Genomic DNA, 15,165 nt, shown 5'->3' on the forward strand with positions numbered 1-15,165 from the left:
GGTGTCAGAGCGTTTCGGTCACGACGGCGGCCAGCCGATCGAGGGCGTCGGCGGCGGCGATCGCGTCCTGCTCCTTCGCGCGCAGACCCTCGACGACCTCGGCGCTGCTGCCCGCGTCTGCGCACGCGGTCCTGTTGACCCGCACGTTGACCGCTCCGGCCCGGGCGCCCGCGGCGAGCAGACGGGCCGCGACGGCCACGTCGGCGCGCACCGGCTCCGGGCACCGCTCCGCCAGCGGCTCGAGGGCAGAGGCGAGCTCGACGACGACTCCGGCCACCGCGGCGGACGACGCTGCGGCGTGCTCCAGGATGCGACGGGTGCGGTCGGCGTCCCGCTCTTCGGGCGCGGCATGGAAGACGACGGCGAGATCGGCGGATGCCCCGGCGTCGTCGTCGGCGACGTCCCACGCCCGCTCGCGCGCGGCGATGAAACGTCGGGCGTCGGGATGATCGTCGCCGTAGCCGTCGGCCATGGCGGCGACGGCGGCGCCGATGGCGGCGACGACCGCCGCCGCGGCGCCGCCGCCCGGGGCGGGGGCGGGCTCCGCGAGTCGCTCGGTCCACTCGGTGAGGGCTGCGGTGCGGGTGGAGATCTCCATCGCCGCAGTCTAGACGTCCTGCGGAGCGGCCGGTGACCATCCCTCCTGCGACGATGCACCGCGCCGCTCCGCTCGACGCGTGTCCGAAGAACATGACCTACGGCCCGTGCGGGGGTGTCAACCCCGACGGATCGTGCGAAGCGCATCCCGACCCGTGCGTCTTCCTTCAGCGAGAGCTGCCGGTACGGTGGCCGGATGCGGCGACGACCCCGGTGCCCGCTCCGACCGCGGCGGCCACGGAGGTCGCCGACATCCTCGCCCGGCGCGCTCTCGTGATGACGGGATTCCCCGCGCGTCCGATGGTCGCCGACGATGTCTCCCGCGTGGCGGAGGTGCTCGCTCCCCACACCGATGCCGCGCTGTCGGGAGACGCCGCCACCTCGCGCACGCAGTTCCCGCCGTCCTACCGCGGTCACCTCATGACGGCCGCCGGCATGCGCGCCTGGATCGGTGTCAACGCTCGCGATCGCAACCGCGTCGCGCTCGAGGGGGAACTCGCCGCTCTGCGCCACGCGGGTGTCGCCGGCGTGCACTGCGTCACCGGAGACCACACCGAGACAGGCGACCGGCCCGATGCGGCGCCGGTGTTCGACCTGGAGGCGACCACGCTTCTTCCCCGTGCCCGGGCCCACGGGCTTCTCCCGTCCTTCGCCGAATCGCCGGCGGCGCCGCCGCACCGGCTGCGCGGCCCGCGCGTCGCCGAGAAACAACGTGCCGGCGGTCGCCTGTGCCTGACGCAGTACTGCGGGGGCGTCGACGAGGTCGCCGCCTTCATCGAGCGGTGCCGCGGTGCGGGCGCGACCGCGCCCGTCCTCCCTGGCGTGCCGGTGATCGTCGACGACGACGGAGCCGCGCTCCTGGCCTCCTTCCACGCCGCGCTCCTTCCGCCCGGATACGCCGAGCGGCTGCGCACCGCGCGCGACATGCGCTCGGAGGGGATCCGGCTCGCGATCGAGTACGGCTCGGCCCTCCTCGAGGTTCCGGGGGTCGCCGGTGTCGTCGTCGCCGGCGGCGCGCGGCGCGGCGATGAGATCGCCTACGCACGAGCGCTCGCCACGATCGCCCGCGAGCTGGGAGGGGGAGCGTGACCGGTCGCGCCGGCTCAGCTGCGGCGCTGCTCCTTGACGACGACCACCCGGCTCGTCTCGCCCTCCGGGGTGCGCCATTTGTGGCGCACCCATCCCTCGTAGTACGTCGCGTCGCCGGCGCGCAGCTCGTGCTCGCCCTCGTCCAGCACGACGACCAGCACGCCGTCGAGCACGTAGACGAACTCGTCCTCGCCGTGCTCCCACCAGGGGCCCTCGTCGCCGAACGGCCCGATCATGATCATCGGCACGAAGTGCCCGGTCGGGGGCGCCATCACGTGCACGGGGCCGCTCTCGGTGTCCACCGCCGAGTCATCCTGACGGCGGAACAGGTGGAACCCGCCTTCCGAGCGCTCCCGCGGCTGCTCGGTCAGCAGCGCCTGCTGCGTCGTGCCGAGCGCCTGCGCGACGCGGAAGAGCGAAGTCATGCTCAAGCGCTCCAGCCCGCGCTCGACCTGACTGAGGAACGAGTGCGACAGCTGCGCCTCGGCGGCCACCTCGGTGAGGGTCGCCCCACGCGCCGTGCGGAGCGCCCGGATGCGCGCTCCGAGCGCGCGTGCGGCCTCGTCGGGGTCCGCCGGACCGTCCGGCGCCCGGCGCCCCATCGTTTCCGCCATGCCAGCAGGCTACCGGGCGGTCGTGCCGACCCCCGGCATCCCGCACCCCGCGCGACGAGTGACTCATCACCCGGCTCGCCGCGCACCGCCTTCGGGAGATGCGATGAAGGAGGACATCCATGACCACCCCCGACTACGCCGCCCTCGAGCGCGAGATCGCCGATCTGCTCGGCCCACGCGGCGTCAGCTCAGACATGCGTCAGCGCGAGAAGGCGTCGGTCGACGGCGCGCGCATGTCGCCGATCATCGCCGAGCAGCTCCCGCTCGGGGTCGCCGACCTCGTGGCGTTCCCGACCACCGCCGCCGAGATCGCCGCGGTCGTCGGCATCGCCTCACGCCACGGGGCCCCGATCACGCCGCGCGGCAAGGGCACCGGCAACTACGGTCAGGCGATCCCGATGCCCGGCGGGCTCGTGCTCGACATGTCGCGCGCCCGGTCGGTCATCGAGGTGACCGACGAGACGATCACCGCCGACGCCGGAGCCCCGATGACCGCGCTCGAGCAGGCGGCGCGCGCCGCGGGGCGACAGCTGTGGATGTATCCGTCGACGGTGCACTCCAGCCTCGGCGGCTTCCTCAGCGGCGGATCCGGCGGCACCGGGACCATCGCGCACGGGTCCAACGATCGCGGCTTCGTCGTCGCCCTCGACGTCGTCACGCCCGCCTCCGCCGGCGAACTCGTGCACCTCGAGGGCGAAGCGGCGCAGGGATTCGTTCACAACTACGGCACCGCCGGCATCATCGCCCGGGCCACCGTGCGGCTGGAGCCGCTGCAGGACTGGCGCGGGCTGTATGCATCCTTCCCCGACTTCTCCGGCGCCCTGTCGGTGCTGCGCTCGCTCGGACGGCTCACACCCCTGCCCCGGCTCGTGTCTGCTGACACCCCGCACGTGACGGCGCAGCTGCCGCCCGACGACGCCTTCCCCGAGGGGCGCAGCTCCCTGCGGATGATCGCCGACATCGCGACCGTGCCCGAGGCGACGGCGCTGATCGAAGCGGCCGGTGGCCGCATCGAAGACGTGCGGGAGGGGGCGAACGTCTCGTCGGCGATCTCGGTGCTCAGCTACAACCATCCGATCGAGTGGCTGCAGAAGTCCGAACCGGGCGTCTACTTCCACGTCGAGGTCTCGGGTGACGCCCTCGTCGAGCGCATCGACGCGGTGCACGCGGTGTATCCCGGCGGCCAGCTGCACATCGAGGCCGGTCACACCGTGCCGATCGGGATGCTCGCCGGCGTCTACGAGAGTCCCGAGGCGGTCTACGCCGGCATCGAGGCCCTCCACGACCTGGGCGTGTCGACCCACAACCCGCACCAGTGGAACGTCGACTTCCGCCTCGCCGAGACGGTCGCCCTCGCGCGCGTGACCGACCCCGCCGGGCTGCTGAACCCTGGAAAGCTCAACCCCGACTACGCCGGCCCCACGAAGGGAGCCATCCGATGACCACCCCGTTCACTCCGCCCAGCCGGGCGTGGGCTGATCTCTCCGGCCCCGCGATCACCGCCGCCACGAGCGACCGGTCGATCGCCGTCGTGCCGATCGGGGCGATCGAGCACCACGGCCCGCACCTTCCGCTGCGCACCGACGCGCTCATCGCCGAGGCCGTCGCGACGGCGGCCGTCGATCGCGCGGTCGCCGCCGGGATCGACGCGTGGCTGCTGCCGACGGTCGCCTACGCGAAATCCGACGAGCACCACTGGGCCCCCGGCACGCTGTGGATCGAGGGCACGACGCTGCTCGACGAGCTCGTGCAGATCGGCGCGGCGATCGCGCAGACCCCGGTGCGCACGGTCGCCTTCGTCAACGGCCACGGGGGCAACGTCATGCTGCTCGGATGGCTCAACCGGGAGCTGCGCCGCCGGTACGGCCTGCGATCCTTCTCCATGCCGTCCGGCGCGGGGGCGTCGGGAGACGGCGTCGACGGCCCGGACGAGAAGGGGCAGGGCATCCACGCCGGCTTCGGGGAGACCTCGCTCGTCATGCATCTCGCACCGCACCTCGTCGCGCCCGAGATGCCGCCGCGGAACGTGCCCGAGAAGATCGCCGGACACACGCACATCGGCTTCAACCGCAAGCCGGTGATGTTCGGCTGGACCAGTGACGACTTCGGTCCCACCGGCGTCATCGGGGATGCGACCGGCGCCAACGCGGCCTTCGGCAAGGTGCTCTTCGAGCGCGGGGTCGACTTCGTCGCCGAAGCGCTCGCCGAGATCGATGGATTCGAGTTCGCATGAGCGGCGCCGCGCATCCGGCGTCGATCTCGATCGCGGTCGAGGTGCCGGTCATCGACCACGCCAGCGATCCCGTGCACGCCGCCGATCCTCCCGCGGACCCGGCGGCGCTCGCGGCGAGCTGGCTGCCGGGGCCGGATGAGGACCGCATCCTGATGACGCTGTCGACCGTGTCGCCGGAGGGCGTCCCGCACGCGAGGACCGTGATGCTGAGCGACTTCGACGGCGCATCCTTCTCGTTCCACACCGACGCGAGCAGCCGCAAGGTCGCCGACCTCGCGGTGAACCCCCGGGTGGCGCTGACGATCCTCTGGCCGGGCTTCACCCGGCAGCTGGTCGTGGAAGGGCTCGCCACGCGAGTCTCCGACGCCAGCGCCGCCCGAGCGTACGCACGCCGGTCGCCGTACCTGCGTCAGTTGGCCTGGGTGAACACGCCGGAGGTCGCCGCCCAGCCGCTGGCCGCGCGGGAGGAGGGATGGGCGCGCTTCGCCGCCGCGCATCCCGACCCGGAGCCCCCCGCCGGGTGGGTCGGTTTCGCCGTGCGGCCCGAACGCTGGCTGTTCTGGGTGTCGCATCCCGGGGCCCCGAGCCGTCGCATCGAGTACACCCCGTCCGCGACCGGCTGGTCCGCCCGCCCCCTCCCCGGCTGACGCGCGCATCCACCCCGCCCCGAGCCACCCCTTTTTCTGCGAGCGACCCCTGTGTCGACGCAACGAAGGGGGCGGCTCGGCGCGAAGGGGGTGGCTCGGCGGGCTCGGATGCGGGTCAGACGTGGCGGTCGAGGAAGGCGTACACCTCGTTCTCGTCCACCCCGGGGAAGGCGCCGCGGGGGAGCGGCGAGAACATCTGCATGTGCACGCGTGCGCTCGGCCACGCCTTCCCCCGCCAGCGCGCCGTCGCCTCGACCGCCGGACGACGGCAGCACGATTCGTCGGGGCACGTCGAGGCGGCGCGCGTGGTCGTCTCGCGGCCGCGGAACCAGCGGGCGTCGTCGAAGGGCACACCGACGGTGATGGAGAATTCGCCCTCCGCGGTGGTCCCCGTCTGCGTCGAGCACCAGTAGGTGCCGTTGGGCGTATCGGTGTACTGGTAGTGCTCGGTGGTGCGGTTCTGCTCCGAGAACGCCGCCCGTGCGGAGAACTTCGCGCACGCGACCTGTCCGTCCACCGCACCGGTGACATCGGCCGGAAGCGGAAGGTCGTCGTTCTCGTACACGCGTGAGATGGCGCCGTCGCCGTCGACGCGCAGGAAGTGCAGGCGCATGCCGAGGTGGTGCGTCATGAGGTTCGTCATGCGCATGCCTGCCGCCTCGTGCGTGACGCCGAACGCGTCGCGGAAATCCTCGACGGCGAGATTGCGGTCCTTCTTGGCCTGTTGCAGGAATCCCACGGCGGTGGACTCGGGCATGAGACAGCACGCCGCGTAGTAGTTGATCTCGAGCCGCTGCCGCAGGAAGTCCGCGTAATCGGCGGGTCTCTCGTGCTCCAGGAGCCGGTGCGCCATGGCCTGCAGGGCCATCGACCGCAGACCGTGGCCGCCGGGGATCGACGCCGGCGGCAGATAGATGCGACCGTTCTCGAGATCGGTGATCGAACGCGTGGAAGAGGGGAGGTCGTTGACGTAGATCAGCTCGAAGCCGATCTGCTCGGCCATGATGCTCACCGTGCGATGCGTGAGGGCGCCGGTGGAGTGGCCCGCCGCCTTCAGCTGCTTCTCGGCGAGCCGCTCGATGTCGGGCAGGTAGTTGTCCAGCGCCCGCATGCGCAGGCGCTGCTCGGTGTTCGCGCGCCGGGCCTCTTCGGGGGTCGCGATCGCCTCCCGCTCGCGGCGCTGCAGCTCGCGGTGCAGGCCCAGGACCGACTCGATCGTCTCGTCGCTCATGCCCTTGGTCACGCGCACGGGTTCGATGCCGAGACTGCGGAAGACCGACCCGCTCTGCGCACGTTCGAGTTCGATCTCGAGCGCCGCGCGCCGGTTCGGTGGTTCCGGGGAGAGGAGCTCACCGACATCCACCCCGGTCGCCGCCGCGATCGCCTGCAGCAGCGACAGCTTCGGCTCCCGCTTGCCGTTCTCGATGAGGCTCAGGTGGCTTCCGGCCACACCGACCTTCTCGCCCAGTTCGTCCAGGGTCATCCCGTGGCTCACCCGCTGGTGTCGGATGCGGTGGCCCAGGGTCGACAGTTCCAGCGGCGTCGCGTGCATTCCTTGAGCATAGCGAAAGAAATGCAGAAAATACGATCCTGATTCTTGGTAAGACGCCGCTGATTCCTCCGATAGTGGGTACAGATCGACGTTCTCCCCGTCGTACACCGCACGCCACCCATCGCACCGAGGAGCGACATGGCCATCGCAGACATCTCCCCCCGCGTCACCGACGATGCCCCGCAGCAGCGACGCTTCGGCATCCGACCCCGCCTCGACGGCGACGGCATGGCCGAGCTCGTCGCGTGGGTGGATGAGATCGCCGAGCTGACGCAGCCCGACCGCATCCACTGGGTCGACGGCTCGCGCGCCGAGAACGACGCCCTCCTGCGAGCGATGGTCGAGCAGGGAAAGCTCATCAAGCTCAACCCCGAGTGGCGTCCGGGCTCCTACCTCGCCCGCTCCCACCCGAGCGACGTCGCCCGCACGGAGGGGCGCACCTACATCGCCTCCGAGCGCGAGATCGACGCGGGCCCCACCAACAACTGGGCGGCGCCCGACGAGATGCGCGCGACTCTGACGCCGCTGTTCGAGGGATCCATGCGAGGACGCACGATGTACGTCGTGCCCTTCTCGATGGGTGCCGTCGGCGGCCCGCTGTCCCACATCGGGGTGCAGGTCACCGACAGCGAGTACGCCGTCGCCTCGATCGAGATCATGACGCGGGTGGGGACCGACGTGCTGCGCGAGATCGCGCAGGGGGCGCCGTGGGTCAAGACCGTGCACTCGGTGGGAGCCCCGCTCGCGCCCGGCGAGACGGACGTGGCCTGGCCGTGCAACGACGAGAAGTACATCGTGCACTACCCCGAGACGCTCGAGGTGTGGTCGTACGGCTCGGGCTACGGCGGGAACGCCATCCTCGCCAAGAAGTGCTTCGCGCTGCGGATCGCCTCGGTGATCGGCCGCGATGAGGGGTGGCTGGCCGAGCACATGCTCCTCATCCGCGTCATCGATCCGGCCGGCCGGGCGTACCACGTCGCGGCGGCGTTCCCGTCGGCGTGCGGCAAGACGAACCTCGCGATGCTCAAGCCCACGATCCCGGGGTGGCGCGTCGAGACGCTCGGTGACGACATCGCGTGGCTGCGTCCGGGCGAAGACGGGCGGCTGTGGGCGATCAACCCGGAGGCCGGCTTCTTCGGCGTCGCTCCCGGCACCGGCGAGTCGACGAACGTGACGGCGGTCGAGACCCTGTGGGGTAACACGATCTTCACGAACGTCGCCCTCCGTCCCGACGGAGACGTGTGGTGGGAAGGGCTGACCGACACGCCCCCCGCCGAGCTCACCGACTGGCAGGGCCAGCCGTGGACGCCGGCGTCGGGCCGGCCGGCGGCGCACCCCAACTCCCGCTTCACCGTCGGCGCGGCGCAGTGCCCGCAGATCGCCCCCGACTGGGATGCGCCGCAGGGCGTGCCGCTGGATGCGATCCTGTTCGGCGGGCGCCGTGCGACGAACGTGCCGCTGGTCGTCGAGGCGACCGACTGGACCCACGGCGTCTTCATGGGCTCGACCATCTCATCCGAGCGCACCGCCGCCGCCGAGGGGACCGTCGGAGAGCTCCGCCGCGATCCGTTCGCGATGCTGCCGTTCTGCGGCTACAACATGGCCGACTACTTCGGACACTGGCTCCGGATCGGGCAGAAGCTGCGGTTCGACCGCGCTCCGCGCATCTTCCAGGTCAACTGGTTCCGCAAGGGCGACGACGGCCGCTTCCTGTGGCCCGGGTTCGGCGACAACGCCCGCGTGATCGACTGGATCATCCGCCGCATCGACGGCGAGGTGCCCGCGGTCGACAGCCCGATCGGCCGGCTGCCGGAGACATCCGACATCGACCTCGAGGGGATCGACGTGCCGCAGGACGACCTCGACGCGCTCTTCGCGATCGACCGCGACTCGTGGCTGCGCGAGGCCGATCTCACGGAGGAGTTCTACGACACCTTCGACGGCCGCGTGCCGGCGGCCCTGCGCGCGGAGCTCGACGCCCTGCGTTACCGCCTGACCCGCTCCTGAGGCGGTTCCACGCGCGCGCCGAGTGCACGCTGCCGCGTGCGCGCTGCCGCGTGCGCGCCGCCGCGCGTGGCCGCATGACCGCTCGGCAGTCAGATTGTGCGGGTGCTCCGCTGTCAGATGCGCAGATGGTGACTGCGGAGCGAGCGGGATGCGCGGAAGGTGACTGCGGAGCGGGAGGGATGCGCGGAAGGTGACTGCGGAGCGAGCGGGAAGGATGCGCAGAAAGTGACTGCGGAGCGGGAAGGGATGTGCGCGCGCGGCGGCTGCGGGATGTGCGGGCAGCGCGGCTGCCGGGTCACACCAGCAGCTGATGCTTGGCGAGGTCGCGGTAGAGCGGCGTGGACTGCACGAGCTCGGAGTGGGTGCCCGATCCGACGACGCGGCCGTTCTCCATCACGACGATGAGATCGCTGTCGACCACGGTCGACAGGCGGTGGGCGATCACGATGAGCGTGCGCCCCGCGGCGACGGCGTCGATCGCCTCGCGCATGCGCTGCTCGTTCAGGCCGTCCAACGACGAGGTCGACTCGTCCAGGAGCAGGATGGGGGGTGCGGCCAGCAGGGCGCGGGCGATCGCGAGGCGCTGGCGCTCACCGCCGGAGAGCATGACCCCGCTCTCGCCCACGGCGGCGTCGAGCCCGTCGGGGCTCCGGTCGAGCACGTCGCCGAGGTTCACCGCGCGCAGCACACTCTCGCACTCGGCGTCGGTGGCGTCGGGGGAGGCCAGGCGCAGGTTCTCGGCGATCGTGCCGGCGAGGGTCGGCGCGTCCTGTTCGACGTAGCCGAGGCGGCTGCGCAGGTCGTCGCGGTCGAGGGTGCGCACGTCCTGTCCGTCGAGCAGGATGGCGCCGCCGGTCGGATCGTAGAACCGCTCGATGAGCGACAGGGTCGTGCTCTTTCCCGCACCCGACGGGCCCACCAGGGCCACGCGGGCGCCGCGCGGGACGCGGAACGAGACGCCGCGGAGCACATCCTTCGTCTCGTCCACGGTCTCGGCGGGCTGCGCGTCGTCCGCCTCGTCGGGCAGGGTGACGGCCGACGTGTCGACGTGGGCGCTCTCGAGCACCGCGCGTGCCTCGGTCTCCGCCCGACGGCGAGCGGCGACGACGTGCTCGGGATACCCGAACCGCACGTTCCGGAACTCCACGGCCGCGGCGTCTCCGGCCGTGCCGTCGGGCTCGGGAGCGACGGTCGCGGCGATCCGCGCGTCATCCTGGGTCTCCGTGGGGAGATCGAGCACCTCCTGGATGCGGCCCAGGGCGCCGAGCGCCTGGTTGACGGAGGTGATGGCGCCGAAGAACGACCCGAGCGGCCCGACGAGAAGGAAGAGGAACATCACGAAGGTGACGAGGTCGGCCACCCCGATGGCACCGTCCGCGACGCGGTATCCGCCGAGTCCGAGCACGGCCAGCAGCGACACCTGCAGGGCGATGCCGGCGATGGGCACCACGAGGGCCGACACCTTCGCGATCCGCACCCCCACGCCGTAGGCCTCGCCGGCCGTGGCGGTGAGGGCCGACTGCTCGCGCTCGCCGGCGCCCGATGCCCGCACCGTGCGGATGGAGCCGATGGCGCGCTCGACGCCGGAGGCGAGTTCGCCCACCTTGACCTGCTGCTCCGCCGTCGCCTTGCGGATGCGACCGCTGAGGGTCACGACCCCCAGGATCGACACGCCGAGAACGATCACGATGGCGCCGAGCAGCAGCGGGTCGATGAGCGCCATGGCGATGATGGCGCCGACGAAGATCAGGGCGTTGCCGACCGCGTCCGCGAGGCCCTGCGTGAGCACGGCGTACAGGAGGGTGGTGTCGGTGCCCACGCGCGAGACGAGGTCGCCGGTGCGGCGCGCGTCGAACTCGCTGATCGGCAGGTGGAGGATGCGCGCGATGAGCCGCCGCCGGCTCGAGTAGACCACCGCGGTGCCGGTGCGCTGCAGGAGGTAGTGCTGATAGCCGGAGATGACCGACGACACGATCACGAGCGCGACGATCGCCCACACGAGCATCCCGAGCGCCTGCTCGGCCTGCACCGCCTCGATGACCTGCCCGACCAGCACCGGCTGCGCGAGCGTGGTGACGGCGCCGAAGACACTGAGGATCGCGACGACGACGAGCACGGTGCGGTGCTCCAGGAGGAAGGGCAGCAGCTGCCGCATGCTCGCGCGCGGCCCGTCGTCCGGGGCACCCCGGCCGAATCGGGCGCGGGAGGGGCGGGTGTCAGTGGACATGCGGGTACCTCGGAACAGGGGATGACGGTTGTCTTCGACCGTACTTCGCTTCGCACCGCGACGGTGACGCCCCGGTGACGCCGTGGGCGAACGAACGCGCGGCGCCGCCGGTCTCAGGCCGGTCTGGCGGGGGTCGCGGCGTCGTTCTCGCGGTGGCCCTCGGGGGGTGTGATCCGCATCTCGGGCAGACGAGCGACGGCGAGCCATCCGGGAAGCACCACCATGCACAGGATGGGCACCATCGCGGCGTCGCCGGAGACGACGGCGGCGATGAACAGCGAGAGCCAGCCGTCGCGGATGACGACGAGGCAGATGCCCAGCACACCGGCCGAGATCGCCAGGGTGAGCGGGATGCCGGGGAAGAGGGCATAGGCGAGCACGCCGACGGCCGCGCCGATGAAGACGGCCGGGAACACGCGGCCACCGCGGAAGCCGGCGGCGCCGGCGATGAGGAGAGCGGCGAGCTTCACCAGCACGATGAGCGCGAGCTGCCCCGGCGTGAAGTCGTCGGCCTGCTCGGCCAGCTGGGCCATCTGGTCGAGGCCCTTGAAGAGCGTGATGGGACCGCCGATCGCACCGAGGATGCCCAGCAGCAGCCCCGCGACGGTGAGCGGCAGGATCGGGTCGCGCCACCGGTGGAAGAGACGGTGCGCGAGCGGGAAGGCGTAGAGCAGCCCGAGGCCGACGACGATCGCGACGGCGGCGACGACGATCGCGATGCCGAGATCGGGGAGGATGTCCAGCTCGACCGCCGGCAGCGGGAGGGCGAGGCTGCCGTGGTGGGACAGCAGCATCACGATCGACCCGGCGGCGGCCGAGACGAGCGGCGCGAACAGCCGATCCCACAGCAGTTCCTTCGACGCGATCGTCGCGGCGACCGACGTGACCAGCAGCGCGGCCCCGACCGGCGAGCCGAACAGGGCGCCGAAGGTGCCGGTGACGACCATCAGCACGACGAGCCGCGTGGGGATCTTCGGCACCAGGCGGCGGCAGATCCATACCGCGACGGCGACGTTGATCGTGATGATCGGCGCCTCAGGTCCGAGGCTCACGCCCGTGGCGAGGGTGAGGATCGCGGCTGCGGCGAGGCCGGGGAGGGTCGACAGCGGCATGGGCGGCGGGAAGAACGACTCCGTCGCGGGGTCGGGCCCGGCGTGTCCGGGCGCGAAGCGCACGATGAGGCCGGTGGCGAGCCCGGCGCCGGTGAGGATGCCGATGATCCAGCCCGCCCCGTCGGGGTCGATGCCGGCCGCGGCAGGCAGCACCTCCCACAGCAGGTCCTCCAGCGCCAGCGCGGCGAGGTCGAGGACGATCAGGCCGAGAGCGCTGCCGACCCCGATGAGAAGCGCCGGCAGTGACAGCGCGAGGAGGCGCTTGGTCGGGGAGGGCCGTGCGGCCACGGCGTGATCGTGCTCGCGCCCGAACTCCGGAACCGGGCGGGCGGGTTGCTCTGCCATGGGATCCCCCGAGATCTTCGTGCCGCGCCGAGCCGATCTGGGCGCGCTGCCAGGATAGGGGAACGGATGTCGCCGCCGGGGACTACTCTCAGACGGTGCCCGAACCCGTGATCTCCGCGAAGAACCTCCGGAAGACCTACCGGGTGGCGGGCAAACCCGCGTTCGTCGCCGTCGACGACCTCTCGTTCGAGGTGGCGGCCGGGGAGTCTTTCGGGCTGCTGGGTCCGAACGGGGCGGGCAAGTCGACGACCATGAAGATGATCGGCGCGGTCTCCGCCCGCTCCGGCGGCGACCTGTCGATCCTCGGACTCGATCCCGACCGCAACGGCCCCGAGATCCGGTCGCGACTGGGCGTGGTCCCGCAGCAGGACAACCTCGACGGGGAGTTGAACGCGCGCGAGAACCTGTACATCTACGGCCGGTACTTCGGGCTGCCGGGCCGCGAGTGCCATCGCCGCGCCGACGAGCTCCTCGTGTTCGCGCAGCTGGAGGAGAAGGCCAGGAACAAGGTCGATCAGCTCTCCGGCGGCATGAAGCGGCGTCTCACGATCGCCCGTGGCCTGATCAACGACCCGCGCATCCTGCTGCTCGACGAGCCGACAACGGGGCTGGATCCGCAGGCGCGCCACGTGCTGTGGGACCGGCTGTTCCGGTTGAAGGAGCGGGGGACGACCCTGGTGCTCACCACGCACTACATGGATGAGGCCGAACAGCTCTGCGATCGACTGATCGTCGTCGACAAGGGCCGCATCATGGCCGAAGGGTCGCCCGCGTCGCTCATCCGCGAACACTCCAGCCGCGAGGTGCTCGAGGTGCGCTTCGGGTCGGATCGCAACGAGCAGGTCGCGGCGCAGCTGGCGGGCGTCGGCGACCGCATCGAGGTGCTGCCGGACCGGGTCCTCGTGTACGCGCACGACGGCGAGCGGGCGCTGGAGGAGGTCACCGCGCGCGATCTGCACCCGCGCACGTCGCTCGTGCGGCGCTCCAGCCTCGAAGACGTCTTCCTGCGACTGACCGGACGGTCGCTGATCGAATGACGACCGAGCAGACGCACGCGCCCACGCTCGACGAGCTCCGCGAGGAGGCCCTCGCGTGGGGGCGCCGACCGCGCGCCCGCGGCGCGCTGTACGTCACCGAGCACATGGTGCGCGCCATGCGCGCCTACGGATGGACGATCGTGGTCGGGGCCCTGGGGCAGCCGATGCTCTACCTGCTCGGCCTCGCCGTCGGGCTGGCCGCGCTCATCCAGGCGCCCATCGACGACGGCTCTCAGCAGGTGCCGTACCTCGTCTTCGTGGCCCCGGCGCTGCTGATGACCTCGGCGATCGCCGTCGCCAGCGAGGAATTCACCTACCCCGTGATGGCGGGCTTCAAGTGGCGGCGGTACTTCTTCGGATTCTCGGCTTCGCCGCTGTCGCCGGGGCAGATCGCCGGCGGCGTGGTGGCCGGTGCCGCCGCGCGCATGACGATGACCGTCGTGCTCTACTTCGCCTTCATCGCCCTGTTCTTCGCCGTTCTCCAGCCTGGCGCCCTGGTGCCGGCCACGGCGTGGCTGTCGATGCCCATCGGCATCCTCGCGGGGCTCTCCTTCGGCGTGCCGCTGATGGCGTATGCGGCGTCGATCGTGGACGACAAGGGTCAGTTCGCGCTGGTGCAGCGCTTCGTGTTCATGCCCATGTTCCTCTTCTCGGGAACGTTCTACCCTCTGACGAACCTCCCGATCGGCCTGCAGTGGATCGGATGGATCTCGCCGCTGTGGCACGCCACCGAGCTCGGCCGAGTCGTCACGTACGGAGCCGAGGTGGCGCCCGGGATGATCGCGGTGCACCTGATCTATCTCCTCGCGCTCACCGCCGGCGGACTCGTCGTCGCGCGGCGCCTGTTCGCCAGGAGGCTCGCGGCATGAGCGCCGTCACGACGCAGCACCCGGTCGGCCGAGCCCGCGCCGGCGGGGTGCGGGCCCTCTGGTCCGGCAATCCGCAGGCCGTGGTGCAGCGCGGCCTGATCGCGGCGCGATCCTCCAGCTGGGTCGTGGTCGTCTCGGGCTTCTTCGAGCCGGTGTTCTACCTGCTGTCGACGGGGATCGGACTCGGCGTCATCATCGGCGAGGTCGAGGCGGCGCCGGGCGTCGAGGTGAGCTACGCCGCGTTCATCGCCCCCGCGCTCCTGGCGGTCTCGGCGATGAACGGCGCGATCTACGACTCGACGTGGAACGTCTTCTTCAAGCTCAACTACGGCAAGCTCTACGAGGGCATGCTGGCGACCTCGCTCGGTCCGCTCGATGTCGCGCTCGGCGAGATCCTGTACGCACTGCTGCGCGGCCTCGTCTATGCGTCGGGGTTCATGATCGTCATGCAGATCGCCGGCCTCAACCTCGCGTGGACCGCGATCCTGGCGCTTCCGGCGGTGCTCCTGATCGCGTTCGGCTTCGCGGCGGTGGGGATGGCGGTGACGAGCTTCATGAAGACCTTCCAGCACATGGACTGGATCAACTTCGTGCTGCTGCCGATGTTCCTGTTCTCGGCGACCCTCTACCCGATCTCGGTCTACCCGGAGTGGGTGCAGCAGATCATCATGGCGTTCCCGCTGTGGCACGCCGTCGACCTCATCCGCGGCCTCACGACCGGCATCCTCTCCGCCGGGATGCTGTGGCACGTGCTCTACTTCGTGGTCATGATCGCCCTCGGGCTGGTGTTCACCACGCGGCGGCTGCGCGCCCTGTTCCTGGACTGAACGAACCGC

The 15,165-nt window shown here is 71.3% G+C and carries 13 protein-coding genes; 8 read left to right on the forward strand and 5 right to left on the reverse strand.

Going from position 1 to position 15,165, the window contains the following annotated elements; all coding sequences use genetic code 11:
* Nucleotides 1-4 precede the first annotated feature (4 nt).
* Complete coding sequence (locus ACGG9C_RS02075) at nt 5-598, reverse strand: cyclodeaminase/cyclohydrolase family protein (RefSeq protein WP_286795913.1); 594 nt, start codon at nt 596-598, stop codon at nt 5-7.
* A gap of 32 nt (nt 599-630) precedes the next feature.
* Between ACGG9C_RS02075 and ACGG9C_RS02080 the strand changes: the two genes are divergently transcribed.
* A complete protein-coding gene (locus ACGG9C_RS02080) occupies nt 631-1,686 on the forward strand; it encodes a methylenetetrahydrofolate reductase C-terminal domain-containing protein (protein WP_390178167.1) in 1,056 nt (351 codons plus the stop codon).
* A gap of 14 nt (nt 1,687-1,700) precedes the next feature.
* On the opposite strand, the gene ACGG9C_RS02085 is transcribed toward ACGG9C_RS02080, so the two are convergent.
* Nucleotides 1,701-2,300: a helix-turn-helix transcriptional regulator gene (locus ACGG9C_RS02085; protein WP_083336501.1), complete on the reverse strand. Its 600-nt coding sequence runs from the start codon at nt 2,298-2,300 to the stop codon at nt 1,701-1,703.
* A gap of 119 nt (nt 2,301-2,419) precedes the next feature.
* Between ACGG9C_RS02085 and ACGG9C_RS02090 the strand changes: the two genes are divergently transcribed.
* From ACGG9C_RS02090 to ACGG9C_RS02100, 3 genes are read left to right on the forward strand one after another with little or no spacing between them, the layout of a single operon-like run.
* Nucleotides 2,420-3,742 carry an FAD-binding oxidoreductase gene (locus tag ACGG9C_RS02090; protein WP_390178168.1) on the forward strand — a complete coding sequence of 441 codons (1,323 nt, stop codon included), beginning with the start codon at nt 2,420-2,422 and terminating at the stop codon, nt 3,740-3,742.
* The gene (locus ACGG9C_RS02095) at nt 3,739-4,533 is read left to right on the forward strand and encodes a creatininase family protein (RefSeq protein ID WP_286795918.1); all 795 of its coding nucleotides are present in this window, start codon (nt 3,739-3,741) and stop codon (nt 4,531-4,533) included. The genes ACGG9C_RS02090 and ACGG9C_RS02095 overlap by 4 nt, the downstream gene beginning before the upstream one ends.
* A complete protein-coding gene (locus ACGG9C_RS02100) occupies nt 4,530-5,180 on the forward strand; it encodes a pyridoxamine 5'-phosphate oxidase family protein (RefSeq protein ID WP_194383578.1) in 651 nt (216 codons plus the stop codon). The genes ACGG9C_RS02095 and ACGG9C_RS02100 overlap by 4 nt, the downstream gene beginning before the upstream one ends.
* Nucleotides 5,181-5,295: 115 nt before the next feature.
* On the opposite strand, the gene ACGG9C_RS02105 is transcribed toward ACGG9C_RS02100, so the two are convergent.
* Nucleotides 5,296-6,732, reverse strand: a complete 1,437-nt coding sequence (locus ACGG9C_RS02105; protein WP_071044665.1) for a helix-turn-helix domain-containing protein — start codon at nt 6,730-6,732, stop codon at nt 5,296-5,298.
* A gap of 138 nt (nt 6,733-6,870) precedes the next feature.
* Between ACGG9C_RS02105 and ACGG9C_RS02110 the strand changes: the two genes are divergently transcribed.
* Nucleotides 6,871-8,739: a phosphoenolpyruvate carboxykinase (GTP) gene (locus ACGG9C_RS02110; protein WP_390178169.1), complete on the forward strand. Its 1,869-nt coding sequence runs from the start codon at nt 6,871-6,873 to the stop codon at nt 8,737-8,739.
* A 295-nt stretch (nt 8,740-9,034) separates the two neighbouring features.
* Here the strand turns inward: ACGG9C_RS02110 and ACGG9C_RS02115 are convergent, their stop codons facing one another.
* Both ACGG9C_RS02115 and ACGG9C_RS02120 read right to left on the reverse strand, forming a co-directional pair.
* On the reverse strand, nt 9,035-10,966 hold the full coding sequence (locus ACGG9C_RS02115; RefSeq protein WP_071044667.1) for an ABC transporter ATP-binding protein: 1,932 nt from the start codon (nt 10,964-10,966) through the stop codon (nt 9,035-9,037).
* A gap of 113 nt (nt 10,967-11,079) precedes the next feature.
* Complete coding sequence (locus tag ACGG9C_RS02120; protein ID WP_194383576.1) at nt 11,080-12,423, reverse strand: ion channel protein; 1,344 nt, start codon at nt 12,421-12,423, stop codon at nt 11,080-11,082.
* Nucleotides 12,424-12,518: 95 nt separating this feature from the next.
* On the opposite strand from ACGG9C_RS02120, the gene ACGG9C_RS02125 reads away from it, so the two are divergent.
* Genes ACGG9C_RS02125 through ACGG9C_RS02135 form a run of 3 tightly spaced genes read left to right on the forward strand, consistent with a single transcriptional unit; the run spans nt 12,519 to nt 15,156 of the window.
* Complete coding sequence (locus tag ACGG9C_RS02125; RefSeq protein WP_194383575.1) at nt 12,519-13,460, forward strand: ABC transporter ATP-binding protein; 942 nt, start codon at nt 12,519-12,521, stop codon at nt 13,458-13,460.
* Complete coding sequence (locus ACGG9C_RS02130) at nt 13,457-14,329, forward strand: ABC transporter permease (protein WP_194383574.1); 873 nt, start codon at nt 13,457-13,459, stop codon at nt 14,327-14,329. Before ACGG9C_RS02125 ends, ACGG9C_RS02130 begins: the two co-directional genes overlap by 4 nt.
* Nucleotides 14,326-15,156, forward strand: coding sequence for an ABC transporter permease (locus ACGG9C_RS02135; RefSeq protein ID WP_390178170.1), 831 nt, complete (start codon nt 14,326-14,328; stop codon nt 15,154-15,156). The genes ACGG9C_RS02130 and ACGG9C_RS02135 overlap by 4 nt, the downstream gene beginning before the upstream one ends.
* The last annotated feature ends 9 nt before the right edge of the window (nt 15,157-15,165 follow it).

It is taken from the genome of Microbacterium sp. MTN4-26, assembly GCF_042846595.1.
GTDB classification, from domain to species: Bacteria; Actinomycetota; Actinomycetes; order Actinomycetales; family Microbacteriaceae; genus Microbacterium; species Microbacterium luteum.

What these genes read in the sequence shown, in the direction of transcription:
- ACGG9C_RS02075 (WP_286795913.1), bottom strand. Translation starts at nt 598, where the DNA reads ATGGAGATCTCCACCCGCACCGCAGCCCTCACCGAGTGGACCGAGCGA.
- ACGG9C_RS02090 (WP_390178168.1), top strand. Translation starts at nt 2,420, where the DNA reads ATGACCACCCCCGACTACGCCGCCCTCGAGCGCGAGATCGCCGATCTG.
- ACGG9C_RS02095 (WP_286795918.1), top strand. Translation starts at nt 3,739, where the DNA reads ATGACCACCCCGTTCACTCCGCCCAGCCGGGCGTGGGCTGATCTCTCC.
- ACGG9C_RS02135 (WP_390178170.1), top strand. Translation starts at nt 14,326, where the DNA reads ATGAGCGCCGTCACGACGCAGCACCCGGTCGGCCGAGCCCGCGCCGGC.
- ACGG9C_RS02120 (WP_194383576.1), bottom strand. Translation starts at nt 12,423, where the DNA reads ATGGCAGAGCAACCCGCCCGCCCGGTTCCGGAGTTCGGGCGCGAGCAC.
- ACGG9C_RS02115 (WP_071044667.1), bottom strand. Translation starts at nt 10,966, where the DNA reads ATGTCCACTGACACCCGCCCCTCCCGCGCCCGATTCGGCCGGGGTGCC.
- ACGG9C_RS02130 (WP_194383574.1), top strand. Translation starts at nt 13,457, where the DNA reads ATGACGACCGAGCAGACGCACGCGCCCACGCTCGACGAGCTCCGCGAG.
- ACGG9C_RS02105 (WP_071044665.1), bottom strand. Translation starts at nt 6,732, where the DNA reads ATGCACGCGACGCCGCTGGAACTGTCGACCCTGGGCCACCGCATCCGA.
- ACGG9C_RS02100 (WP_194383578.1), top strand. Translation starts at nt 4,530, where the DNA reads ATGAGCGGCGCCGCGCATCCGGCGTCGATCTCGATCGCGGTCGAGGTG.
- ACGG9C_RS02110 (WP_390178169.1), top strand. Translation starts at nt 6,871, where the DNA reads ATGGCCATCGCAGACATCTCCCCCCGCGTCACCGACGATGCCCCGCAG.
- ACGG9C_RS02085 (WP_083336501.1), bottom strand. Translation starts at nt 2,300, where the DNA reads ATGGCGGAAACGATGGGGCGCCGGGCGCCGGACGGTCCGGCGGACCCC.